This is a genomic window from Sphingomonas mali NBRC 15500, from assembly GCF_001598415.1.
In the GTDB taxonomy this organism is placed as follows: domain Bacteria; phylum Pseudomonadota; class Alphaproteobacteria; order Sphingomonadales; family Sphingomonadaceae; genus Sphingomonas; species Sphingomonas mali.
Map to the genome: position 1 here is coordinate 58,656 of NZ_BCYX01000001.1, position 25,563 is coordinate 84,218.

The 25,563-nt window shown below is 66.6% G+C and carries 15 protein-coding genes; 4 read left to right on the plus strand and 11 right to left on the minus strand.

Going from position 1 to position 25,563, the window contains the following annotated elements:
• Window positions 1-66 precede the first annotated feature (66 nt).
• Both SMA01S_RS00285 and SMA01S_RS00290 read right to left on the minus strand, forming a co-directional pair.
• Window positions 67-828, minus strand: coding sequence for a FadR/GntR family transcriptional regulator (locus SMA01S_RS00285; protein ID WP_245649084.1), 762 nt, complete (start codon window positions 826-828; stop codon window positions 67-69).
• 129 nt (window positions 829-957) lie between these two features.
• Window positions 958-5,001 carry a glycosyl hydrolase gene (locus SMA01S_RS00290; RefSeq protein WP_245649085.1) on the minus strand — a complete coding sequence of 1,348 codons (4,044 nt, stop codon included), beginning with the start codon at window positions 4,999-5,001 and terminating at the stop codon, window positions 958-960.
• Window positions 5,002-5,201: 200 nt separating this feature from the next.
• On the opposite strand from SMA01S_RS00290, the gene SMA01S_RS00295 reads away from it, so the two are divergent.
• Window positions 5,202-7,295, plus strand: a complete 2,094-nt coding sequence (locus tag SMA01S_RS00295) for a beta-galactosidase (RefSeq protein WP_066816036.1) — start codon at window positions 5,202-5,204, stop codon at window positions 7,293-7,295.
• Window positions 7,295-8,494, plus strand: coding sequence for an SGNH/GDSL hydrolase family protein (locus tag SMA01S_RS00300; RefSeq protein WP_066816039.1), 1,200 nt, complete (start codon window positions 7,295-7,297; stop codon window positions 8,492-8,494). Before SMA01S_RS00295 ends, SMA01S_RS00300 begins: the two co-directional genes overlap by 1 nt.
• Before the next feature lie 198 nt (window positions 8,495-8,692).
• Here the strand turns inward: SMA01S_RS00300 and SMA01S_RS00305 are convergent, their stop codons facing one another.
• Window positions 8,693-10,933: a hypothetical protein gene (locus SMA01S_RS00305; RefSeq protein ID WP_066816042.1), complete on the minus strand. Its 2,241-nt coding sequence runs from the start codon at window positions 10,931-10,933 to the stop codon at window positions 8,693-8,695.
• A 70-nt stretch (window positions 10,934-11,003) separates the two neighbouring features.
• On the minus strand, window positions 11,004-12,605 hold the full coding sequence (locus SMA01S_RS00310; RefSeq protein WP_066816785.1) for an alpha-L-fucosidase: 1,602 nt from the start codon (window positions 12,603-12,605) through the stop codon (window positions 11,004-11,006).
• Between the two features lie 146 nt (window positions 12,606-12,751).
• Between SMA01S_RS00310 and SMA01S_RS00315 the strand changes: the two genes are divergently transcribed.
• Entirely contained in the window at window positions 12,752-16,825 is a 4,074-nt protein-coding gene (locus SMA01S_RS00315) for a glycosyl hydrolase (RefSeq protein ID WP_066816045.1), read from the plus strand.
• Here the strand turns inward: SMA01S_RS00315 and SMA01S_RS00320 are convergent.
• Window positions 16,793-17,896 (minus strand): glycoside hydrolase family protein, encoded by a 1,104-nt coding sequence (locus tag SMA01S_RS00320; protein WP_245649086.1) that lies wholly within the window; start codon window positions 17,894-17,896, stop codon window positions 16,793-16,795. The two genes, SMA01S_RS00315 and SMA01S_RS00320, sit on opposite strands and share 33 nt — an antisense overlap.
• Before the next feature lie 202 nt (window positions 17,897-18,098).
• Here SMA01S_RS00320 and SMA01S_RS00325 point away from each other — a divergent pair, with 202 nt between their 5' ends.
• Window positions 18,099-18,902, plus strand: a complete 804-nt coding sequence (locus SMA01S_RS00325; RefSeq protein ID WP_245649087.1) for a FadR/GntR family transcriptional regulator — start codon at window positions 18,099-18,101, stop codon at window positions 18,900-18,902.
• A gap of 67 nt (window positions 18,903-18,969) precedes the next feature.
• Here the strand turns inward: SMA01S_RS00325 and SMA01S_RS00330 are convergent, their stop codons facing one another.
• From SMA01S_RS00330 to SMA01S_RS00355, 6 genes are read right to left on the minus strand one after another with little or no spacing between them, the layout of a single operon-like run.
• Window positions 18,970-19,707, minus strand: coding sequence for an SDR family oxidoreductase (locus SMA01S_RS00330; protein WP_245649088.1), 738 nt, complete (start codon window positions 19,705-19,707; stop codon window positions 18,970-18,972).
• Entirely contained in the window at window positions 19,704-20,753 is a 1,050-nt protein-coding gene (locus tag SMA01S_RS00335; RefSeq protein WP_066816052.1) for a Gfo/Idh/MocA family protein, read from the minus strand. Before SMA01S_RS00335 ends, SMA01S_RS00330 begins: the two co-directional genes overlap by 4 nt.
• Window positions 20,750-21,919 carry an extracellular solute-binding protein gene (locus SMA01S_RS00340; RefSeq protein ID WP_066816055.1) on the minus strand — a complete coding sequence of 390 codons (1,170 nt, stop codon included), beginning with the start codon at window positions 21,917-21,919 and terminating at the stop codon, window positions 20,750-20,752. The genes SMA01S_RS00335 and SMA01S_RS00340 overlap by 4 nt, the downstream gene beginning before the upstream one ends.
• Window positions 21,919-23,079, minus strand: coding sequence for an ABC transporter permease (locus SMA01S_RS00345; protein WP_066816058.1), 1,161 nt, complete (start codon window positions 23,077-23,079; stop codon window positions 21,919-21,921). Before SMA01S_RS00345 ends, SMA01S_RS00340 begins: the two co-directional genes overlap by 1 nt.
• Complete coding sequence (locus tag SMA01S_RS00350) at window positions 23,076-24,566, minus strand: sugar ABC transporter ATP-binding protein (RefSeq protein WP_066816061.1); 1,491 nt, start codon at window positions 24,564-24,566, stop codon at window positions 23,076-23,078. The genes SMA01S_RS00345 and SMA01S_RS00350 overlap by 4 nt, the downstream gene beginning before the upstream one ends.
• Entirely contained in the window at window positions 24,560-25,561 is a 1,002-nt protein-coding gene (locus SMA01S_RS00355; RefSeq protein WP_066816064.1) for a sugar ABC transporter substrate-binding protein, read from the minus strand. The genes SMA01S_RS00350 and SMA01S_RS00355 overlap by 7 nt, the downstream gene beginning before the upstream one ends.
• Window positions 25,562-25,563: the final 2 nt, after the last annotated feature.

Genomic DNA, 25,563 nt, shown 5'->3' on the forward strand with positions numbered 1-25,563 from the left:
GCCGGCCCCGCTCTTGTGTTATAATAGTATCATTTACACCGCAAGGCGGCGCAGCCGGGTAAAGGACTATTTCGTCGTCTTGCGCTTGCGCGGCGCGCTCGCGCGCTCGAGCCGGTCGAGACCATGGGTGATGATCGCACGCATCGCCTGTGCCGCGCCGGCGCCATCGCCAGCCTCGATCAGATCGACGATGCGGGTATGGCCCTGCACGCTCTCTTCGTGCACCTCCGCCTCCCGCACCGGCGAACTCAGTCGGAACGAGGCGAGCAAAGCAGTTTCGATCACCGCCGCGAGCGACCGCATCAGCACATTGCCCGAGGCGTAACCGACGGCTTTATGGAAATCGAGATCGGCATGGGCGAAGTCGCTCGCGCTGCTCGTCGCTTCCGCCATACGGCTGAGGCAGCCGCGCAGGATCGCTATGTCTTCCGGCGTCGCCTGTTCGGCCGCGGCCGCGGCCGCCGCCGGCTCGATCGCCATGCGGATCGCGGCGACGTCGCGGATGAAATCCACATCCAGCCCCTGGGCAACCTTCCAGGCCAGGATGTCGGCGTCGAAGAAGTTCCAATGTACGCTGTCGAGCACGGTAGTGCCCACGCGCGTCCGCGCGACGATCAGGCCCTTCGCGGTCAAGGTCTTGAACGCTTCGCGCAGGACGGTGCGCGACACGCCGAAACGCGCCAGCATCTCGGCCTCGGACGGCAATTTCGAACCAGGCGCGAAGACACCCGACAGGATGTCGCTGCCGATCGAGCGTGCGACCTGGTCCGCGTTCGACAAGGTCGCGTCGGCGACCCTTCCGAAATCAGGACGGGATTGCATCGTCATTGGTCTCCTCCGATCGCCCGGTGCCGGAAATCCGATCGGGGTCGTAAACCGTATGACAATAAGGGCCGGAACTCGGTGCGCGCAAGCGGCAGCCGCATGGCGGTCCGGATGCCGAGGACCCGATGACCGTCACCTCAGCTCGATCTCGTCGGCGAACACCACGCGGACCGGACCGAGCAGCCCCGAATCCACCAGCGGCTCGTCCTTGGCGTAGAAGGTCCAGGGCGAGAAAGTGACGCGACCGCCCGACGGCTTGGGCTGCCCGGCTTTGTACCAATCGGGGAACGCCGTGATCTTGCGCGCCATGATCGGTGTCTTCTTGCCATCGGCGCCGACGCGCTCGCCGATCGCCCAATCGCCATCGACATATTTGCCCTCTTCGGGCAGCGCGGCGTCCGCGATCATGCGGTTGACCCAGAGATCGGTGACCGCGACCGAGACCTTGTTGGCGCCGGCATGGACGACATCGGTGATGTCGACGCGATACGGTTCCTTCCACACCACGCCGAGATCCTTGCCGTTGACCGTCACCCCGGCGAGCACTTCGACACGGCCGAGGTCGAGGAAGACACGACGCCCCTTGCGCAACGCCGAGGCGGGAATGGCGATCTCGCGCTCGTAGGCCGCCGTGCCGGAAAAATGCCGGATGCCGCTATCGGCGTTGTGGCTGAGCGATTCCAGGCGCGGCAACGTGGCGGCGGCGGGCGCGCCCCTGCCCGGTTGAAACCGTACCGACCATGGTCCCTTCACGGCGATCGGATCGGGGACCGCGGCGGTGAAGCCCGCGCCGGTGTCGGTCGTGTAGTTGCCGCTCCGCCAGGCAAGGGCGTCGAGCTTCCCGTCGCCGCGCCGCGTCAGCGTTACCGACGAGGCGCCAGTCACGGGAAGCGACGGGCCCTTGGCCGCTTCCCCGGCAATCTCGGCCGGCGTCAGTGCGCGCGGCACGGTCGCGAGCGGAGTCGAATTGCCCTCGAAGAAATAGGTCACGCCCGTCGGCGATGGCGCGTCGCTGCCGCCAGCGAACACATGGCGTCCGCTCTTCAGGCCGGTGCGCACCAACTTGCCGTTGAGATAGAGGCTCGGCACGCCCTTGTCATAGACCAACGCGACATGCGTCCAGCCGCTGATCGGCGTGCGGCTGACCAGCACCGCCGGGACGACATCGGGCGAGACACGCTCGATCACCATCGCGCCGTTGCGGCCGATCGCGAGCCCGGCCACCGCCGTCCCCTCGCCGTATAGATCGCGGCCCGAGCGGGCATTGATCAGATAATTCTTGCCGGTTTCGTTGATGCGCCCGTCGATCTTCTCGTCGGGCATTACGCGGAGATCGACGTCTGGCTTGGCCCACAACGAAAGCGTGAAGCTATCCGAGGGCGCGGGCGCCGCCTTGACCGGCGCGGCGTCGAGATCGGCAACCCGCTGGCCGTCGCGCGCGATCCATTTGATGCCTCGCTCCGCGCCGGCCGGATCGAGCATGACGAAGGTGGAGCCGGCCGGCGCCAGGTCGAACGACACGGTCGTCCTGTCGGCACCACTTTCGAACAGAGCCGGGCGGGCGATCTTGCCGTTCTCGGCATCCCATAAGGCCGGCACGGCATTACCAACGCGGAAGGTGCATCGCACGGTTTCCGCGCGGCGCTGACGGTTGGCGACGAAATACATGTCGCTCGCGGTCAGTCGGCGATGGAGCCATACCACCTGTCCGTCGGGACTATCGGTCCGGCATTGCGCGTCGGGCGCTACCTTCATGCCGGCCAGCGCATCTCCGATGCTGGTCCCGGAAAGCACCCTGCCCTTGCCCACGGGGCGTGCCGGCGCCGCTGAGGGGCCGCTGCCCCAGAGCGCCGCCACCGCCGCGTCGAAGGCGCGATCGCCCTCGGACCTGCCGACGAGCGTGAGCGAATGTTGCGGCCTGGGACCCAGAATCGTCGCGCCTTGCTCGACCAGCGCGCGGAGGCGTTCGGCCAGCGCCGGGGTCATGCTCGACAAGGTCGCCGGCAGCACCAGCAAGGGGTAGCGCGCGCCGTTGGGCAGCACGATCGCGCCGTCTTCGACATGCGCGCGGGTCAGCAGCACCTCGGCATTCACCAGGTCGTAATTATAGCCCGGCGGCATCTGCGGATCGAAATATTGCCCGATCTTCGGATTGGTGTCGGGCGACACGTCGGGCCGGACATATTCCGCCTCGTTGGGGCTCTCCTCGCCGACGAAGTAAAGCACATCGGCGACATAGGTGCCCTGGCGCAGCAGATATTGGCTGCGCGCAAGATACTCCATCCACGGCTTCGATTGCGCGAACCAGGTGTTCGAGCGCTCGAGGTTGATCCCCCACGGCCCCATGCTCATCCCCGGCACGGCGTTGGGATCGGGCTGGTGCGCGTAGCGGTGGAAGAAGACCTGGTTGAACCCCTGCGCGAACATCTGGTCGCCCAACAGCTTCATCGCATAGGGATAGTCCTGCCAGCGGCTGGTCTCCGCTTCGCCGGTGAAGGCCTCGGCGGCGATCACCGGCTTGCCGTAGACGTGCGCCGCCGACGACACCATCTTGACCGTGCGGTTGTCGGTCCACGGCGTGCGCGTCCAGAACTCGGTCATCGGCACTTGCGCGCGGCCCGATACCTGGAGCTCGTCGAACGGGCCCGGCCCATAGCCCTCGACATGAAACCGCAGGCCCGCCGCGTTCGCATTGGCCTGCATCCGTCCATAATAATTGTCGGCCATCAGGTCGGCGAGCGTGCGGCGGAAATCGAACAGGAAGCGGTTGGAGGTGTCGAGATCGCCAACGATCCGCCCGGTCAGCGCCGGCAGATAGGGCAGCATCGAATAGCCGTTACGCTTTTGGAAATCGGCGGGCAGCGCGGCGGTCCAGTTCTGCAGCCCAGCCTCATAGCTGTCGATCTCGAGCATATCGAAGGTCGAGCCGGCGAGCGGTCCCGACGCCTTGACCAATCGGTCGACACTGTTCTTGAACTGAAAGTCGGTCGCCGCGGCGTCGAGCTTGTCGACTTCGAGCCCACGTCCCGAATCCGAGGCGGAGACGTTGAGGTGCCCGGTCGTGGTGTGTCCGAAACGCAGGATCGTCCAGCGGCCGCGCGGCGGCGTCCAGCGCAACGTCCCCGAGGCGTCGATACGCGCAGTGACGTCGACGATCTTCTTCGGATCGATCGCATAGCGGGCCATCGGGTCGGACGGCCGGGCCTCGGCCGCGGGCAGCATATGAAACAAATGCTCACCCTTATTGCCCCAATCGTCGATCCGCGGCGTGGCATAGAATAACGCTTCGGCGAGCCTGAGCTTGCTTTTGGGCGTGATGCGGAAATAGCGCGCGGTGACGGCAGGAAAATTGATGCTGCCCGGCGCTTCGATGCCGCGTTCGTGCTGCACCGGCGCGGAGACCTCGCCTACTTTCTTCCAGCGAGCACCATCGTCCGATGCCTCGATCGTCGCGCTGAACGCATGCGCGTCCACGTCCCCGCAGAGCGTCACTGCCTGCGCGGTGAAGGGCGCCTTCATCTCGATCACCAGTGGCGAGTCCGGCGTGATCTCCACCGCGGTGTGGAGATCGCGATCGGTCAGCCCGCTCGCCGCCACCGGTCCCGCCACGCGCATCGACGCGATCGCGTCGCGATAGACGCTCTCGTCACCGTCGCTCGCGGGAAAGGCGAGCACCGCCGCGTCCCGGTAGAAATCCTTCTTGGTATAGGGTTGCGGCAGCTTGATCGCGACGGGCTTGCCCCCAGCGATCGTCGTCTCATTCCAGACGATCTGCTGCATCGAGCGGTCGGGCGTAATCCACGGGCCGCCCGACGACGACCAGCCCGGCGCATTATGCAGTCCGACCTTCAGCCCCAGCGCCTTGGCCCGCTCCATCATATGCGTCATCAGGTCGAGCCATTGCGGACTGAGATAGTCGACCGGGCCCTTGGGCACATCGCTGCTGCCGTCGAACATCATCGCGCCGCCGAGCCCGGCGTCGCGCATCGCCGCGAGATCGGCGTCGATCCCTTCCCTGGAGACGTTGCCGTTCATCCAGAAGTAGAGCGTGTTGGGTCGGGCATCCGCCGGCGGATTGCGGAAGGTCGCCGGATCGGGATCGGCTGGCGCTGCCGCAGGCACCGGGGCGGGCACCGGCGCATCTTTCGCCCAGGCTGCCGCTGCCAGCGCAGCCATGGCGCACCCAGCCGCGAATCGCCCGATACCAGTCATTCCCGTCCCTCTCCCGATTGCCGCGATCACCTGCTGCCGCGACTGCGCAAACATCATATAAACATATTATTTGGCGCAAAGCCATGATTTCGCTAGGATGGTTGCCGTCGCGCCGGCAAGCTGGCGCGATGGATAGAACAGATAGCCAATATCAAAGGGATAGGATGTCGGGTCGCGGAATCATTGCCTTGCTGGCGACGGCCTTACTGGCGAGCGCGCCAGCCGCATCGGCGCCACAGCAATCGCCGCCCCCCTTTCCCGAACGCGCGACCGCCTTTGCAGCCCGTCCGGCGATCGCGGTCGGCACCGCCTGGTATCCCGAACAATGGCCCGAGGCGCGCTGGGACGTCGATCTCGCCATGATGAAGGCGACCGGGTTCAACACCGTGCGCATCGGCGAGTTCGCCTGGAGCCGGATGGAGCCCGAGGACGGCCGTTTCGACTTTGCCTGGCTCGATCGCGCGATCGCGGCGGCCGAGCGCCACGGCATGATGGTCGTGCTTGGCACCCCCACCGCGGCGCCACCCGCCTGGCTGACGCAGAAATACCCCGACGTGCTGCGCGTCGACGAGAACGGTACGCGGGCCGGCCATGGCGCACGCCGCCAATTCTCGTTCGCGAGCAAGCGCTATCGCGACTTCAGCCGCCGGATCGCGACCGAGATGGCGAAACGCTATGGCCACAATCCCGCGGTGGTCGGCTGGCAGATCGACAATGAGATTGGCCCGCCGTCGTTCGACGATGAAGCGCTTGTCGCCTGGCATGCTTTCCTCAAGGCTCGCTATGGCTCCATCGCCGTGCTGAACAAGCGCTGGGCGACCCAATATTGGAGCCAATATTACAACGATTTTGGGCAGGTGCCGCTCCACGCCACCGGCCAGCAGAACCCTGCCCTGCTGCTCGATTTCAAGCATTTCGCCACCGCGACCTGGATCGATTACGTTCAGAATCAGGTGCAGGCTATCCGCCCGCTGATCGATCCGCGGATGTTCGTCACCACGAACACGATGTTCTGGAATGCCGGCTTCGACCATTTCGCGATGCATCGCGGCCTCGATATCGCGGCGTGGGACAATTACATTCCCGACGGGCGCCCCGATTGGGTGGCGAACGGCGCCAATCACGACCTCGTCCGCGGCTACAAGCAGCGCAATTTCTGGTTGATGGAGACGCAGCCCGGGCGCGTCGACTGGGTCCCGGTCAACCGCGCGCTCGATCCCGGCCAGGTGCGCGAGATGGCGTGGCAAGCGGTCGCGCACGGCGCCGACGCGATACTCTACTGGCAATGGCGCCCGGCCGCCAACGGCAAGGAAACCTATCATGGCGCGATCCTGGGCCAGGATGGCGAGCCCAATCCAATCCAGCCGGAAATCGCCAAGACCGCGAACGAGCTGGCCAAGGCCACTCCGTTGCTCGCCGATACCGTACCCGCCGCGCGCATCGCGATGATCTTTTCCTATGACAGCCGCTGGGCGATCGACCTGCAGCGCCATCATCGCGACTTCGATCCGGTCAAGGCGTTCACCGACTTCTACCGCCCGTTGCGCGTGCAGTCGCAAGGCGTGGCGATCGTGCCGGCGGAGGCCGATCTGTCGCGCTACCCCTTGGTCGTGGCCCCTAATCTGAACGTGGTAACCGAAGATCAGGCCAAGGCGCTCGACCGCTACGTCCGCGCCGGCGGGCATCTCGTGCTCGGGCCGCGATCGGGGATGAAGGACGACACCGACGCTCTATGGCCGCAGCGCCAGCCAGGGCCGCTGGCCGATCTGCTCGGCGCGCGGGTCGAGCAATTCTATGCGCTCGATCAGGACGTCGGCATTACCGGCAGCGTGGCGGGCAAGGCAAGGATCTGGGCCGAGGCACTGACGCCGACCGCGGGCGACGTCCGCACGCTGGCGACCTATCGCGACGCCGGCGGCTGGCTCGACGGCAAGCCGGCGATCGTCACGCGCTCGGTCGGCCGCGGCAGCATCACTTATATCGGCGCCTGGCTCGACACCGCGACGATGGCGAAGCTTGCCGCCAATTTGCTCGCGGACGCGAAAGTCGTGCCGATCGTGGCAGGCGCCGATCCCGACCTCGAGATCGCCAAGCGCGCCGGCGCGGGCAAGCGCCTGCTGATCGTCATCAACCACGGTAATGTCGCGCATCCAGTCGCTCTGCCCGCCGGTGCCTCGCCGGTTGGAGGGGACTGGGCCGGCGGCCAGATTGCTGCGCACGGCGTGGCCTTGTTCGAAATCGCTCGCGGAGGAAAATAATGAAACGTCGCCTTACCCTCGCATTGCCGTTGATCGGACTGCTCGCCGTCGCCGCTGCCGGAACGCCGGAGCGCTGGGTGCCCGGCTGGGCCGCGCCGGCAATCGGCTACGAGCCCCAGATCAAGGAAGCGCTCGGCCGCCCGTTCAAGGACGAGAGCGTCCGCCAGGATCTCCGTGCCGGGATCGCCGGCCGGGCGATCCGGGTGCGCTTCTCGAATGAGTTATCGGATGTCCCGCTGCGCATCGGCGCGGTGTCGGTCGTGCGGCTCGACGCGCAGGACAAGCCGATCGCGGGCAGCCTGCGCTCGCTGACCTTCTCGGGCGCGCCCGATACGGTCATCCCAATTCGCGCGCCGATGCTGTCCGACCCGATCGACTATCCGGTCACCGCCGGCGAGCGGCTCGCCATCACGGTCTATTATCCGGAGGAAGCGGCGCCGCCCGCCCATGCGCAAATGGTTGATGTGGCCCCCGGGAACGCCACCGCCGCGCTCACGCTGACCAACCCCCAGCGCGCGCGCGCGCCGGGTGTGGTCAGCGGACTGGAGGTCTCCAGCCCGGTTGCGACGCGCGTGCTGGTGACATTCGGCGATTCGATCACCGAGGGTGCCGGCGCGTCGAAGGCGATGAGCTGGCCCGACCAACTCGGCCGCCTGCTCGCCGCCAATCCACGGGGGCGGTGTTGGGCTGTCGCCAATGAAGGGATCAGCGGCAACCGCCTGCTCAGCATGGGCCGAGGACCCGATGCCTTGTCGCGCTTCGACCGCGACGTGCTCGCGGTGCCCAACGCCACTCATGTCGTGATCCTCGAAGGGATCAACGACATCGGCAAGGTGCGCGACCCCAAGGACTGGCAACCTCCCGCCGCCAATCTGATCGCGGCGTACGAGCAGATGCTCGCGCGAGCGAAGGCACGTGGGCTCAAGGTAATCATCGGCACGCTGCTGCCGTACGAAGGCGCGGGTTATGCCGACGCCGCGGGTGAGCAGCGGCGCGAGACGGTCAATGCGTGGATTCGGGCCAACGCCAAGAGGTTCGACGGCGTGATCGACTTCGACGCGGCGATGGGCGAGCCGGGAAAGCCGACGGTGATGCGGCTGGCGGAGCAGATCGGCGACCATCTGCATCCGAATGACGCAGGCTATGCGCGGATGGCGAAGACCGCGCTGCCGGTCATCGTGGGTCAGGGCTGCCGGTAAGCAGTTAGCTGAACGCCAGTCTTTTCGCCGTCACCCCGGGCTTGTTCCGGGGTCCAACCCTCCCCAAACGGAATCCTTCGGGTGTTGCACGTTGGATGCCGGAACAAGTCCGGCATGACGGTTGGATGGAGTGTCGACCTCACTTGCTACGTTGATGGCCTAGTTTCGCGCGACCGCCGCGGCGCCGATGTCCCGGCGTCAGCGTTCGACGCGGATCAGGTAGCTGGTCGTTGCCGGATTGCCGATCGGGAGTTCCCAGCCCGGCTCGATCATCTTGCCCGATATCTCCTTGCCGATCGGTCGCGCCGCGCCGTCGAGCGGTTGCGCAAATACACCGATTGCACCTTCCAGGTCCTTGAGCGTCACCCAGCCGTTGATCGGCTCGATCAGGGTCGGCGCGGTGCCCCAGACGGTCAGGTTGGAGCCGCGCTCATCCCATTTCTGGCCGCTATTCTCGACCCGCCCCGTGGTGGTCAGCAGGATGCGGTTGGACAGGTTGAGCGGCTTGCCGTCGAGCGACGACAGAGTGATCACCGCGAACCGGTTGCGGATCTGTGCCGACAGGTTGCGCGTCTCGACCTTGTTGGCACTGATGAAGCCGACCAAGGCCTGACTGCGCGGACTGTTGACGCTGACCAGGCCGTTCTTGCCGCCGTCGGTGAGCCAGCTGAGCTCACCGGTATCCGACACGATCGGGTTCATCGGTCCGAGCGGCGCCGGCAGGCTCGGCTTGCAGTCGAGGCACGAGACGCGCGAGCCGTGGACCAACGGAATGCGGACGTCGAAGCCCGGCGTGTAATAAGGCATCGCCGCGCGCGGCAGCCGCGCCGCCTCGCTGATCTGGTCGGTCGAATAGGACCGCGTCAGCATCGTCTTCGCCGCCGACACGTCGCCGCGCAGGAAGATAATCGCACCGACTGGCATCTGCGCCATCGCCACCGGATCGAGCGTCATGTCGAAATGGTCGGTGATCATCGGCGTCCACTCGCCCGCGACCTTGGTCTCGAACGTGTAGAAGAACACCGCGTCCCAATCCTGCAGCGAGGCATAGGAGGCCAGGATTGGAATCATCTCGGCGCCGTAATCGGTCGGGAACGGCTCGTTGACCTCGCTGACCGTGAACGGCTTGCCCGCGACCGCGCTGCGCGCCAGCTTGAGGATCGTGGACAGCTCGGGCGAATTGACCATCGGCTCGTTGCGCTGGCCGTAAATCGCCGGGTGCTGCCAATAGACGTGCGCGTCGACGATGTCGGACTTGATGAGCGTGCGCAGCAGCGGCTGGTTGGCCATGAAATAGGTGTGATCGGCCATCGGGATGATCGGCACTTTCACGCCGACCTCGTCCTTCAGGAAGCGCTTCATCTCGGCGTGGAAATCGACTTCGACCGAGGTGAGGAAGGCGATCTCCGCATCGAGCCGCAGCCGTGGCGCATCGGGATGATCGCCGCGCCGCATGAACGGCACCGGCTGGCCGTCGGCGATTCCCGCCATGCGGTGCAATTCGGCGATCTCGGCGGGCTTGCGGTTCTTCACCAGCCAGTCGTTGTACATCCTGACCAGCAGCGCCTCGTAATGCGGCGTCATGTCGAGCTGGTAGTTCGGCCCGTCCTTGGTCCGCTCGCCACGCAGCCAGTTGCGCGCCCAGAATTCGAGCAGCGAGTTCTCGTTGACCACCTCGACCAACGCCACCGCCGGGTCGTCGGCATAGCGCAGCCCGGTATAGGCGTTGCGATGGCCGAGCAGCTGCTTGGCGTAATCCTTTTGCAGCGCGACCAGCTCCGGCCCGAAATAGGTGAAGCCCTTGGCATTGTTGATCAGGTCGACGTCGGGGACGTTGTCGCCCGATTTGAACACGCGGCCGACGTTCAAGTTGAAGTCGGCATAGATGCCGTTCTTCTTGAGCTCGGCGATCCAGTAATCGAGCCGGTCGAGCTGGTCGGCGTTGAAATGCCGGCTGTCGGGCAGATCGCCGCGGATCAGCCCGCGCGGCGGATGGGTGAACGGCCCGGCGGTCGGTGAGATGCTCGCACCTTCGTTGCGGATCGGCAGGGCGGTGTCGGGCCGGTCGAGGAAGTGCAGCCGGACGCAATTGACGCCGATCCGCGCGAGCGCCGCGGCATAAGTTTCCGCCGCCTTGTGATCGGGAAGCTCGGCCGATCCCTTGGCCCAGCCGGTCATATTGAAGCCCCAGCACCGGAATCGCTTGCCGTCGCCGCGATAGAGGTGGCCATCCTGGACACGGATGAAGCCGTGGCTCCCGGCGGGGCCGTCATGGACGAAACGCGCATCGGCAGGAGAGTCGACCCGCACCTCGTGATCCACGGTGAAGGGCTGAAGCGCCGGCGTGTCGGACTGTGCGCCGACCGCGCTCGCGCCCAACAGTGCCGACGCGATCGCCGCCCAGCGGCCCCAGCGTACCAGTCGCGCTCGCTTGTCCATCACAGCCCCCGTTGCTCGTCGATATGGCGTAGTGCGGCCGCCCCCGTGCCGGCGGCCGTTCAGTCGGTGATCAATGCGTTCGGATGCGCAGCGCGTAGGGGAAAGACCCGTCGGCTGCGGGGGGCAGGCTCACCTTCAGCCCCTGGGGCGTCTGCTGCCAGCTGATCTTGCCGCCATCGAGCAGGTCGATGCTCCTGATCGGCGCATCGAGATAGGGCGTCCCGGCGTACAGGGTCTTGATCAGCACCTTCCCGTCTGCTGGCCGTGCCAGGCCGAGCGCGTAGACGACATTGCCCTTGGTGGTGAAGCGGATGTCGGCCGGGGTGAAGCCCTTGATCGCCGATTGCTCGACCTGGCCGCCGACGCGCACCTGGCCCGACTTGGTCGGCCCTTCGCCGAAATATTTGAACGGCCGCGTGCCGTAGATCGCCTCGCCATTGACCTTTAGCCAGCCGCCCATGCCCTTTAGCACCGAGACGATCTCGTCGGGAATCGTGCCGTCCGACTTCGGCCCGACATTGAGCAGCAGATTGCCGTTCTTGCTGACGATGTCGATCAGGTCGGCGACCAAGGATTGCGGGGTGCGATAGCTGTCGTTCTTGGCATAGCCCCAGCTCTTCAGGCTGACCGACGTGTCGGACTGCCAGGGCGTCAGCCGGAGCTGGTCGGTCTTGCCGCGCTCCATGTCGAACAGCGCGCTGCCTTCAGCGAACTGCCCGCCCTTATAGGCGATGATCCCCGGCGCGCCCCAGCTCGCGCTGCGATTGTAATAATAGGCCGCGGTGTCGCGCATCCGCGATTCGAACATCGGCGCGGCGGTCCACCAGTCGAAATAGATCAGTTCGGGATGATATTTGTCGATCAGCTCCGACGTGCGCCCCATCCAATCGTCGGTGAACGCCTTGCTCGGCGGCATCCATTCCTGGAGCTGGTTGCCGTCGGGCCAGTTGGTCGGGCCGTCGGCGGGCAGGCCCATCGGCGCGGCCGGTCCGTAGAGTCCGGCATATTTCGGGTCGTTCACGTCGGAATCGAACGTGCGGCCCATATAATACCACCACCAATGTTCGGCGCGGTGCGAAGACAAGCCGAAATGCATGCCGCGGGCACGTGCCGCCTTGGCGATCAGGCCGACCACGTCGCGATGCGGGCCCATCTCGGCCGCGTCCCATTCGGTCAGGTCGGACTGGTACATCGCGAAACCGTCGCAATGTTCGGCGACCGGGACGACGTAGCGTGCTCCCGCCTCGGAGAAGAGCTGGACCCAGGCGGCGGGATCGAACCTCTCCGCCTTGAACATCGGGATGAAGTCCTTGTAGCCGAACTTCGATTGCGGGCCGTAGGTCGCGACCTGATGCTCGTAGGCGGCGTTGCCCGGCACGTACATGTTGCGCGAATACCATTCGTTGGCGAAGGCCGGGACCGAATAGACTCCCCAATGGATGAAGATGCCGAACTTCGCGTCGCGGAACCAATCCGGCGTGCGATATCCGGCGCGCAGCGAGTCCCAGTCGGACTTGAACGGCCCCCTTGCGATTCCCGCTTTGACGTTGGCCAGTTTGGTGGCGAGCTTGGCCTGGTAGCCCGGAATTTCGGCCGACGCTGACGACACCGCCAGGGCCAGCGCAGCACATGCCGACACCCCGCGTGCGATGCTTCTTGTCAGCGTGCCCATCGCTCTCTCCTGCTCAAAACGCGCGCGGCTGATGCCCGTCGCCATGGTCCATGACTTAAATGAGCGTAGCCCGGCGGATCAAGCTTTATTATCGTATCATATTACATTATCCATCACCCAGCGCCGGCGATGGGCGGGAGAGGATTATGGGAATCGGACGTCGGGAATTCCTGGCGGGTGCTGCCGCAGGAAGCTTCGCGGTCACGCTGAGCTGGCCGGAAACGAGCGAGGCGGCGACCGGCGATACGCTGCTCGACCAGTTCCGGTCGCCGGCGCCCGATGCGCGCCCGCACACCTGGTGGCATTGGATGAACGGCAACGTCACCGCCGAAGGGATCACACTCGACCTAGAGGCGCTGGCGCGCGTGGGAGTCGGCGGCGTCCACATGTTCGATGTCGGCTGCGGCATCCCGCAGGGGCCCGCCAAGACGCTGAGCCCCGAATGGGTGAAGATGATCCGCCACGCCGCCGACGAATGCGGCAGGCTGGGCCTGACCCTCGTCCTGCACAATTGCCCGGGCTGGTCGTCGAGCGGCGGCCCCTGGATCACCCCCGAACGCGGGATGCAGCAGCTCGTATGGAGCGAAGTGACGGTCGAGGATGGCGCCGCGATCGACCGCGTGCTGCCGCGCCCGTTCGCGCGCCTAGATCATTATCGCGACGCGATGGTGATCGCCTATCCCGCACTTCCCGGCGACCGTGCGGTCGTACGCGGCCAGATCGTCCGCGCGACGCTCAACGGCGCGCCTGCCGATGTGCGGCTGATCACCGATGGCGACGGGTCGACCGCGCTCGACGTCAAACCAGGCGACTCGCCGTCACAAATCGTGGTCGAGTTCGCCACCCCCTACCGCTCCCGCTCGATGCTGCTGCAGGCGGCACCGCAGGAGGACAACGCCAACTTTTCTCCTTCGGCCGCCTTCACCGTGGAAGTGTCGGACGACGGCACGCTTTGGCGTCCGCTTGCCCAGGCGCCGGTTCCGACATGGCGTGTCCACACCACACCCCCAATCATCGCCAATTTCGCGGAGACCGCGGCGCGCTTTTACCGGGTGGGTGTGCCGGCTGCATGCCGCCTCTCGGAACTTCGCCTGTCAGCCGATCCGCGTGTCGCCGACCTCGGCGCCAAGGGCGGCTGGGGGCGCTACGCCAATATCGGCGAAACGCCCGGCGCCCCCGCTCCCGCCGCCACGATCGATCCGGCGCAGGTGATCGACATCAGCCACTTCATGGACGCCGACGGCCGGCTACGCTGGACGCCGCCGAAAGGCGCCTGGAGCATCCTCCGCTTCGGCCACACCGCGACCGGAGCGCGCAACGTCTCGGCCGCGACCGCGGGCATCGGGCTGGAATGCGACAAGTTCAGCGCCGACGCGCTCGACTTCCATTTCGCCACCTATTTCCGCGAATTGCTTCCCGCGCTCGAGCGGCTCGGCCAGCGCCAGCTCGCGGGCGTGCTGATCGACAGCTACGAAGTCGGCATGCAGAACTGGACCGCGGCCATGCCGCGCGAGTTCGAGGCGCGGCGCGGCTATGCACTGACCCGATACATGCCCGCACTGACCGGCCGGCTGATCGGCGATCCAGAGACCACCGAACGCTTTTTGTGGGACATGCGCCGTCTTCAGGCGATCCTGATGGAAGACCTCTATTACGGCCGCTTCCACGATCTTTGCCACCAGCACGGGTTGCTGTCCTTCACCGAGCCCTATGGCAACGGGCCCTTCGACGACCAGCGTCCGGGCGCCAAGGTCGACAGCCTGATGGGCGAATTCTGGGTGCGCGGCGGCGCCGCCGCTTATTCGGTCAAGGTCGCCGCGACCACCGCGCATGTCCAGGGCAAGACCTTTGTCGGCGCCGAATCCTTCACCGGCCGCCCGGCGCAATCGCGCTGGCAGGAGCACCCCTATGCGATGAAAGGCCTGGGCGACGAGATGTACTCGCTCGGCCTCAACCATTTCGTGTTCCACCGTTATGCCCAGCAGCCGCATCCGACCGCACGGCCCGGCATGACGATGGGGCCCTGGGGGTTCCATTTCGACCGGACCAACACCTGGTTCGAGGGAGCCGGACCGTGGCTAAGCTACGCCACGCGCTGCCAGCACATGCTATCCTCGGGCAATTTCGTCGCCGATATCCTGTTCTTCACGGGCGAGAATTCCCCGGTGCAATGCCCGGTCGACATCGAGGAACCGATCGCCGCTACCTTGTCGGGTCCGCGGCCCAGGCTGCCGCATTCGGTCCCGGCGGGACACGATTACGACGTGTGCGGCGCCGACGTGCTGCACGAACGCGCGCGGATCGAGGGTAATCACATCGTGCTGCCCGACGGCATGCGCTACCGTGTCCTGGTGATGCCCGATGACCCGCGCATAACGCGCGAGACATTGGCCAGGATCGACGAACTTGTCCGCGCGGGCATGTGGCTGGTCGGCGCGCCTGTCGAACGCTCGCACGGGCTGCGCGACTATCCGAACAGCGACGCCGAGGTGAAACGGCTGGCAAGCGGCTTGTGGGGTGACCTCGACGGCAAGGCGCGGACATCGCGCGCCTGCGGCAAGGGGCGTGTCTTCTGGGGCGTGCCGCTCAAGCGCGTGCTGGCCGAAGCCGGGCTCGCGGCGGATGTCGCGATCTCGACGCGCGCCAGTGACGCGAGGATCCACTGGATCCACCGCCGCACCGCCGACGCGGAGATCTATTTCGTGTCCAATGCACGGCGGCGCCCCGAAGAGCTGGTCGCGACCTTCCGCGTCGCCGGCCGCCAGCCTGAATGCTGGGACCCAATGACCGGGGAGACCTATCCCCTGCCGGTATACGAACAGGGGGAGAGCCTTACCCGCGTCGCGCTCCGCCTCGACGAGGCAGGCTCATGCTTCGTCGTGTTCCGCAAGCCGAGCGCCACGTCTGGCGCGGCCGCGCTGCGCGGACCAACGACCGAATTGCTACGGACCGCAGCATATCCCGCCGCCCCGCGCGAAGAGGCGGAGGGACGCTTCACCATCTCGGCCTGGCTCAAGCCCGAGGTCGAACTGTGGCCGATCAGTCCCGACATGGCCATGCCCAATCCCGAACCCGACCTGACTACCCCGCGCGCCGTTGCGCTCGCCCGTGGCGGCAGCGTGGAGACGCTGGGAATTGCCGGTGCCAGCTTCCTGATCGATCCGCCCGCCGGAAGGACGATCTACGGCGCGGGTAACGCCACCCTCGCGCTTTCGGCGGGCCGCAACGGCGTCATCGCCTACGCCAATGAGGGCGACAGCTATCGCGCGCTGCTGGCCGCGCCGACACCGATCGCCGGATGGACGCACCTTGCGCTGACTGCCGACAATGGCAGCACCGCATTGTTCCTCGACGGGAAGCCTGTCGCGACCGGCATACCGACCAAGGCGCGACTCCACGCGCTGCTGAACGCGACGATCAACCAGCCGCGATTGTTCGAAGGCGATAGTGCCGGGCTGACGCTCCGTCGCGCGGTGCTCGATCGGTCGGCGATCGGCCGCCTCGCCGCCGAACAGCCCCCTGCTCCCACCGCGCCGCCCGCGAGCGAAGTCGTGCCGGGCGGCCTGCTCCTGTGGCAGCAGGGAGGTTACACACTGGGCGACCGGAAAATCGCCGCCGGCGCGATTCCCGCGCCCATCGGTCTCGCCGGTCCGTGGCAAGTGTCCTTCCCGCCCGACCTCGGGGCCCCAGCAGCGATCACCCTCGACCGTCTCGCGTCGCTGCATCGGCATGCCGACTTCGGGGTGCGGCACTTTTCCGGCACGGCGACCTGGCGGACGCGGTTCGCGGTGCCCCCTTCGGCCTTGGGTGGCGACCGGCGGCTGTACATCGATCTCGGCCGCGTCGAGGTGATCGCGCGCGTCACGCTCAACGGCAACCCGTTGGGCGCGTTGTGGAAGCCGCCCTATCGCATCGACGTCACCGACGCGGTGCGGGCCGGCGACAATCTGCTCGAGGTGCACGTTACCAACCTCTGGCCCAACCGGCTGATCGGCGACGAACATTTTCCGTCGGAGAACGCGTACACGGTCAACGCGTTCGGCTGGGATGGCGGGATCGAGCGGTTACCCGATTGGTACCGCGAAGGCCGCCCCAAGCCGCCCGGTCAGCGGATCGCGTTCACGACCTGGAAGCATTATTCGGTGGACTCGCCGCTGCTCGAATCCGGCCTGCTCGGCCCCGTCCTGCTACGGAGCGCCCGGTTCATCCGATTGGGCTGAGCGCACCGCTCTCCAAGGCTTCGACCGGGCCACCGCCAAGCCGCGCGTGTCGTTGGGCCATTTGCCGCTGACCGCGCAATAGAAGTGATAAAGCGCGCCGTCGTGATAGATCACGGCGGGCTTGTGGGCGAATTTCTCGTCGATCGACCCCGGGGCGCCGATGTCGATCAGCACCTCGTCGACTTTCTCGAAGCTGGTCGGCGTGCGACCGAGTGCGAGCAGTTCACGGCATGGGCCGTCATTGGCGCGGCCGAAATAGAATAGCCCCCATTCGCCATGATGCTTCACCACCACAGGATCGCTCGCGAAGCGCGCATCCGGGGCGCCATTGGGGCCGTTGCGGATCAGCGGATTGCCCGGGTGGCGGGTCCAGGTCTTGAGGTCCTTCGACGTGGCGAGCCCGGTCTGCTCGACCCACGGCGTGCCCGTCGTCTTCGCGTTGTAGTAGAGATAGAACGTGTCGCCTTCCTTGACGAGATAAGGCTTGTAGAGCCCCCCGCGCTCCCACTCGGCGCCGTCTTCCGGTCGCAGGATCACCGGCCCGCGGTGCCAGTGGAGAAAGTCGTCGCTCCAGGCGAGCCCGATGACCGCCGCGCCCTGCTCATATCCTGCGCCCGGATAGGCATGCCAGGCCGCGAGATACCGCCCGCCGATCTTGACCAGCCGCGCCGGGGATTGGAGTTCGTTTTCGCGCAGGATCGAAGCGCAGGCGACATTATAGCGGGTGACCGGATCATTGGGATCACGCGAGAGGATCATGCCCTTGCGCGTCCAATGGAGCAGGTCGGTCGATTCACAGATGCCAGTCTGATAGCCCTCGCCGTCGAACCCGACATAGGTCAGATAGAACTTGCCATTAGCCGAGAAGACGAACGGGCAATCGACGGATTTGGCGTCGAATTCCCCGGCGATCCCCGATCCGCCCAGAACCAGCTTCGGATGTTTGTACGGCGTGCGATAGTCGGCGACCGGATCGATGGCCGCCCGCGCGAAGCCGGGAAGCGCTACCGCGCCGGCGGCCCCCGCCGCCATGCCGAGAATATTCCGGCGGTCGAACTCGGCCCTCTCCATCATCCTGCTCCTGCGTCGCCGCCGTTACACCCGGCCGTTGCAGAATCACGCTATCGCCGCGCTCAATCAGGGCCAAGTTATTTGTCATACGAATTGTTGTTTTCTGGCGGCTCGCGCGGTTGCTTTATGCGCGTCCGGCGTCATAGTCGGGCGGGGAAACAGAACATGGGGACGAACGCTATCCACTTCCGGTCCTTGGCCGATGGCTGACCGCGACATGCGCGAGCCGGGCAACGTCCGCTCCGCCGCTCGGCGCAGGCCGGCAAGCCCGATGGAAGCCGAGATCAGCTTCCACAAATTCAACCGCAAGGCGCGATCGAACCACGACCAGGTCGCCCGCGCTTTGGGCATCGAGATCATGTCGGGCGTCTATCCGCCGGGCACGCGATTGCCGCACGAGGCCGATGTCCTCGATCGCTTCGGCATCTCGCGCACCGTATTGCGTGAAGCGCTGAAGACGCTGACCGCCAAAGGCCTGATCGCCTCCAAGTCGCGGGTCGGCACCAAAGTGCTCGACGCGACCCATTGGAACCTGTTCGACGCCGACGTGCTGTCGTGGAAGGTGGCGCAGGGGTTCGACGAGAAATTGAGCAACGACCTCGCCGAGATACGGCGCGCGATCGAGCCGCGCGCGGCCGCGCTCGCCGCCAAGCATGCCGACCGCGATGTTATCGCGCAGCTTCGCCGTTGCATTGCCGACATGCGTGCCGCGACCGACAGCCGGCGGCATTTCGCCGAGGCCGACCTCGAATTCCACCGCGCCGTCGGGGCGGCGTCGGGAAACATGCTGATGCGCGCGCTATCGGCGGTGATCGAGACCGCTTTGGTCGAATCCTTCACCCTGAGTTCGCCGGTCCGCAACCTCGCCCAGCACGAGACCGTGGTGCGCAAGCACGAACGTATCGTCGACGCGATCGAAGCGCGCGATCCCCAGGCCGCCGCAGCGGCGATGGACGCGGTGATCGTCCGCGGCGTCAGGGGCGTGGACGGCGCGCTGGTTACCTGAGGAAGACCGCGGTCCTTCTCAACGCTTCCCCGGCGAAGCGTATTTGCTTTGCTCGCGTTGACGAGTGCTAAATCGTCCACCCGCCGTCGATGATCTGCACCTGCCCCGTCGTGTAGGTCGCCCCCGCCAGATAGACGACCAGATCGGCGATTTCCTCCGGCGCGCCGATTCGGCCGATCGGTTGACGCGCAATGAACGCGGCACGCGCGCCGTCATAATCGCCGCCGGCCGAGAGACGATCGTGCAACGACGGCGTCTCGACCGTTCCCGGACAGATCGCGGTGACGCGGATGTTGCTGCCGACGAAATCGGCCGCGATCGACTTGGTCAGCCCGACCACCGCCGCCTTGGTCACGGTGTAGGCGAAGCGGTTGGGTACGCCCTTCACGCTCGACGCCACCGACGACATGTTGATGATCGCGCCGCCGCCGCGCTCGACCATGCCGGGCAGAACCGCCTGGCAGGTCCGCGTCATCGCGACGACGTTGAGCCGCCACGCGAAATCAAGATCGGCGTCGCTCGTCTCGAGCACCGTTCCGCCATGGACGACGCCCGCGCAATTGAACAGGATGTCGATCGTCTCGCCGGCGAGCGCAGCGACCGCTTCGGGGTCGAGCACGTCAAGCCGGCGAGTCTCGATCCGCTCGCCGGCCAACCCCTCCAGCCCCGCTTCGTTGACGTCGGTCGCGATGACGCGCGCGCCGGCTGCGGCAAGTGCCAGCACCGAAGCGCGGCCAATGCCTTGTGCGGCGGCGGTGACGAGGGCAGTCTTTCCGGTCAGGTCGATCAACTTCTTGGTCCTCAAGGCTGGGGGATTGGAGTGCCGGGCGTATTGCCGGCGCTATAACAGGCTTCGACCAGCGCCATAGTCCGCCAGGCGTCATCGACGCGAGTGGCAAGCACATCGTCCTCGCCCGCGGCGAAACGCTGGAGATTGGCCATCGGGCCGATGAACGCGTCGGGGAACCAGGCGCCCGAAAGCGCGACCTGCTCCCACGGCCCGCCACGCGGGGCGAGCCAGAGTTCGTCGGGCTCGCCCGCCGGGTAATCGAGCAGCACGCCGAGCTTTGCCTGGGCCGCACCGTCGGTGCCCTCGACCCGGAAGCTCGCCTCCTGGTGACGGCGGCCGAAATCGTGATGGTGGTTGATCGACAGGGGCACCCGGAGCCTGTCGCCATAATCGAGCAGGATCGACGTTCGCGTGTCGACGAGTTCGCTCGACGGATGGCCGAAACTCCGCGCGAAGACACCTTGCGGGTTGCCGATCAGAGCGCGGATCGTGTCGAGATAATGGATCGAATGACTGACGATCTCGACTCGTGGATTGGGTTTGAGATGCGGAAACAGATGCCAGGGCGTGACGAGGTTGATCCGCACCTCGACCTCGAGCAGCTCGCCGAGCCGGCCTTGTCGAATCGCATCGGCGATTGCGAGCATCATTGCCGAATATCGTAGCTGGAAATTGACCGACGCGGTGAGCCCGCGCGCCTGCGCCGTATCGCGGATCGCGGTCGCTTCGGCGAGGTCGAGCCCCATCGGTTTCTGCAGCAGCACCGCCGCCCCTTCGGGCAGAGCTTCGAGGATCGCATTGTGCGCGACCGGCGGCGCGGCGACATCGAACACGGCATCGGCCCGCGCCGCTTCCTTGATCGACGCGAAGACGTGCGGCACGTCCCATTGCGCCGCAAGCGTCCGGGCACGGTCCTGATCGAGATCGAACAGGCCGGCGACCTCGAATCCAGCCTTGCGATAGGCCGGCAAATGCGCGTCGGCGACGATGCCGCCGGTACCGATGATCACGATCGGCCGCGGCGCCGACGGCATCGGCCATTGCTGCCGGAGCGCGGTCATGACGTCACCCTCGCCTGTGCCTCGGCGAGCAGATCGGCGGTCGCGCGATCGGTCGTCACCGCCGCCGTCATCAGGTCGTCGACGATATGGCTGATCCGCGCCAGATCGGCAGTCAGCGGCATTTCGCGGGCATGTTCGTGCAGCCATTCGAGCCGGTGGTAATAGGGCATGGACGCGTTGATATCGGGGTCGGCCCAAGTCGAACGCCGGACGCCGATTGCGCCTTTGGTCGTGGTCAGCCGATCCATCGGCGCGGTGGCGCAATGGCGGAGGAAATCCCAAGCGAGTTCTTTGTTCGTCGATCCCGACCCGATCGCCAGCACCCAGAAGACGTTGAGCGATACGCTGCGTCCGCCCGGTCCGGCCGGCAACGGTGCGACGTCGACCAGCCCACGCACCCGGCTGTCCGCGGCGGTGTCGGCATAGGCAGCGAAGCCGAACCAATTGGCCATCAGCGCGATCTTTCCCTCGGCGAACAGGCCGCCCGACTGGACGCTGTCGAGCGACCGGCAGTTCGGCGCGATCGCATCTTGGTCGGTCGCCAGCGCTCGGAGGAAATCGAGCGCGGCGTGCGCAGCCGGCGAGGTGAAATCGGGCCGGCCGTCAGCGTCAAAAACTTCGCCGCCGCGTGACCAGACGTGAATGCAGAAATCGTAGAAGCTGTTGTGACCATCAGGAAACAGCGCCAGCACGGTGCCGTAGCGGCCACTGGCGGGATCGTGATGCTGCTGCGCAAGCGCGTGGAATTCCTCCCAGGTCACGGGAGGTTCGGTGATCAAGTCCTTGCGATAGATCAGGCATTCCGGACCGTCATGATAGGGCATGGCCCAAAAGCCGCCGTCGAACCGCTGTAGCCCGGTCAGCGATGGACTCCAGGCCTCGGGAAAATCGGCGATCGGTGCGCGCGCCATGTGCGGCGTCAGATCCTCGAGCAGATCATCGGCGACCGCCTCGGCCAACCAGTCGGTGTTTAGGAAGGCGATGTCCCATGCGCCGGTCGCAAGCCCGCGCTCCCCGATCGCGCTTTCGTGCAACGGATTGAGGTCCATCGGCACCGCTTCGAGCTCGGCCTCGACGCCGTTGGCTCGCGCGAAATCGGCGAATTGCGCGGCAATCGCGCTTTCGAACGGGCTGAAGCGGCGAACCGCAACGCGGAGCTTCGCCATCAGCCTGCCTCCGCCACGACCGGCGCTTCGGGCGCGGTATCGACCGTGGCGCGGCGCACCCGCCGGCGGTCGCCGCCGACCGTGTAGATCGCCGCCGCGGCGATCACCACCGCGCCCTCGATCAGTCCCTGATAGCTCGCGCCGAGGTCGAGCACGTTGAACCCGTTGGTCAGGGTGAACAGCAGCAGGGCGCCGATGACGGTCTTGAGCACGCTACCCGCGCCGCCCAGCAGCGACGTGCCGCCCAGGATCGCGGCGGCGATCACGGTGAGCTCGGTGCCCTGAAGCGCGGTCGGGTTGATCGCACCCAACCGGCAACCGAACAGCACGCCGGCGAACCCGGCCGCTGCGCTCGACAGGACGAAGGCGCCGAGCTTGTAGGCGTGGACGTTGATCCCCGACAGCCGCGCCGCCTCGGCGTTGCCGCCGACCGCGTAGATGCGCCTCCCGATGACGGTGAAGCGCAATACCGCCCAGACCGCGAGGGTGAACAGTGCGAGATAGACGACTGGCGCCGCGACGGTGAAATCGCGACCCGCGAGCAGCGCCAACGCGGCGACGACAATGCCCGCCAACGCGTCCAGCGGCCGCCTCTTCCACACCGCGAGCGCCAACAGCATTGCCGCGAACAGCAGAGCCGCCCAGAAGACCGGTACGCGCGTGCTCTCGAACGCCAGCATTTGCTGGAGCACGTCGGGGCGCTCGACCATCAGCGAACGTCCGTCGGTCAAGACCAGCACCAGCCCCCTGACCGCGGTGAGCGTGCCGAGAGTGACGATAAAGGCGTTGATCCCGACGAACTGCACGATCGCGCCGTTGAAGATGCCGACCGCGATCGCGGTGACGATCGCGGCACCGACAGCCAGCGGGAAGCCGATGCTCGGCGCCAGGCCGACCAGCACCGCGGCGGCGAGCGCCGCGACCGAGGCCACGGACAGGTCGAACGCGCCGGTGATCAGCATCACCGTCATCGCCACGCCCATGATCCCGACCAGCGACGCCTGGTAGACGATGTTGCCGAGATTCTGCGGCGACAAATAATTGGGCAAGCCGCGCGATTGCGCGATCGCCGCGAGCAACACGAGCAGGATCAGCAGCGCGTAATAGACGCCCGCTTCGCGCAACCCGAAGGTTCGGCGCCAGTCGATGGATCGGGTCATGCGGCGATTTCCGTTCTGGATTGAGTTCCACTGGCAAGCTGGATCAGTCCGGCCTCGTCGGTCGTCGCCGGATCGGCCTCGGCGACTATCGCGCCGTCGCGCAGCACCAGGATTCGATCGGTGACCGCGAGCAATTCCTCGAATTCGGAGCTCACCAGCACTACCGCCAACCCCTCATCGGCGAGCCGCCGGATCAGCCGCAGGATGTCGGTGCGCGCGCCGATATCGATGCCGGCGGTCGGCTCGTCGAGCAGCAGCACGCGGGTGTAGGGAGTCAGCCATTTGGCGATCACCACTTTCTGCGCGTTGCCCCCCGACAGTTCGCCGACCAAAGCATCGGCGTCGGGCGCCTTGATCGCGAGATCGTCGATCGCGGCCGTCGCCGCAGCGCGCTCGCGGGCCGGTGCGACCAGCCAGCCATTATGCGGCAGCGCGATGTTCTCGGCGATCGTCATGCCGGGAATGAATCCCTGTGCGGCGCGATCCTCCGGCACCAAAGCGATGCCCGCGGCGACCGCTTCGGCCGGATCGCGACCCGCTTCCTCGCCGCCGAGCCGGACGGTGCCCCGCGCTGCGGGATCGGCACCGAAGATCGCGTGGAGCAATTCGCTGCGACCCGAACCGAGCATGCCGGCGATACCGACGATCTCCCCGGCAACGACCGAGAAACTCGTCGGCGCGAGCTTTCCAGGCGAGGCGAGGTCGCGGACGTCGAGCAAGGCATCGCCCGTCGGGCGCCGGCGCTCGACCCGATCGAGCGCCGTGACCGAGCGCCCCGCAATCGCCGTGGCGATCGCCGCTTCGTCGAGGTCCGCTGTCCGCGCATCGAGCACCGCGCGGCCATCGCGCAGCACGGTGACCTCGTCGGTCAGCGCAACGATCTCATCGAGGAAGTGCGAGACGAACAACACTGCCTGCCCCTCGGCGGCCAGGCGGCGGATGGTGCGATAGACCTGCTCTCGCTCGCCGCCCGCGAGCGAGGCGGTCGGCTCGTCCATGATCAGCAAGGCAGGGTCGCTCATCAGCCCTTGCGCGATCGCGGCCATCTGGCGCGTACCGATCGGCAAGTCGCCGACGATCGCATCGAGATCGAACGAGTCCCCCAAAATATGCGCCACCGCCGCCGCCCGTTCGCGCGCGACACGATCGATGCGCCATCCGCCACGTTGCTCGAGCAGCATGTTCTCGATCACCGACAAGGTCGGGACGAGCGGGATATGCTGATAGATGGTGGCGATGCCTCCCGCCCGCGCGGCGCGTGGACTGGTCCAGCGCACGGGCTCGCCACGCCATTCCACGCTGCCGCCGCTCGCCGGGATCGCGCCCGCCAGCACCTTGATCAGCGTCGACTTGCCGGCGCCGTTGGCGCCGAGCAGCCCATGAACCCTGCCGGCGCGCACCGTCAGGTCGACACCGCGCAAGGCTATGGTGCCGTTGGGCCAGATCTTCTCCAGCCCGCGCAATTGGAGGAGCGGCGCGTCTACCATTGCCCAACGCAGTCGCCGATCGTCGCGCGCGTGACTGCCGGGATCGGATAGGTGCGAAAGCGCGGCGCGGTACCATTCCTGTCGTGGAGCGCCGCGAACGCCAGGGCGCCGAGCGCCTCCGGCTTGAAGCAGACCGTGCCGTCGACCGCGCCGGCCTTGATCGACGCGATGCCCAGCTTCGAGCCCCCTACTCCGATCAGCCGCGCCCGCGAGCCGCCGGCGCGGACCGCGCGCGCGCAGCCGATCATCATGTCGTCGGCCTCGTTGTAGAACAGGTCGATATCGGGATGCGCGGCGAGAATGTTCTGGCACGCCGCCTCGCCGCCCTCGCTGGTCCAATTGCCGGGCTGCGATGCGACGACGACATAGCGCGCGCCCGCCGTGTCGAGCGCAGCGCGGAATCCGCGGGCGCGCTGCTCGACTTCGGGAAACCCGGCCGCGCCCTCGATGATCGCGATCCGCGCCGGCCGATCGCGCGGCAGCCAGCGCAAAGCCAAGCTCCCCGCCGCGCGCCCCGCCGCCACTTCATCCTGCGAGGCGAGCGCGACGAGGCCCGGATAGACGTCCTCGACCGAGCGCGTCTTGGGGTCGCCGACCAACGCCGCGACCGCCGCGATCGGCACATTCTGCGCGTTGGCACGGCGCACCCAGCCCTGCGCGACTACCGAATCGAGCGGCATCACCGCGATGCCGGCGACGCGCTGCGCGATCAGATCGTCGATGTCGTTGGCCTGTTTCTGGACGTCGCCCTTGGCGTCCAGCACCACCGCACTTGCTCCGGCGCGCGCCGCTGCGTCGCTGAACCCCTTGGCGATCGCCGCGGCGAAGGGATAGCTCAGCCCGACGGTCGACAGGCCGTAGCGCGGCCCGCCGGCGCTGCTGCTAGCAACCACGCCCGCCTCCTCCCGCACCGCCCGCCGGACACCGGCTAACGACGCCGCCGCCACTGCGGCGACCACCATGCACAAGGCAATCGGGATCGGGCGCAGCCGCATAG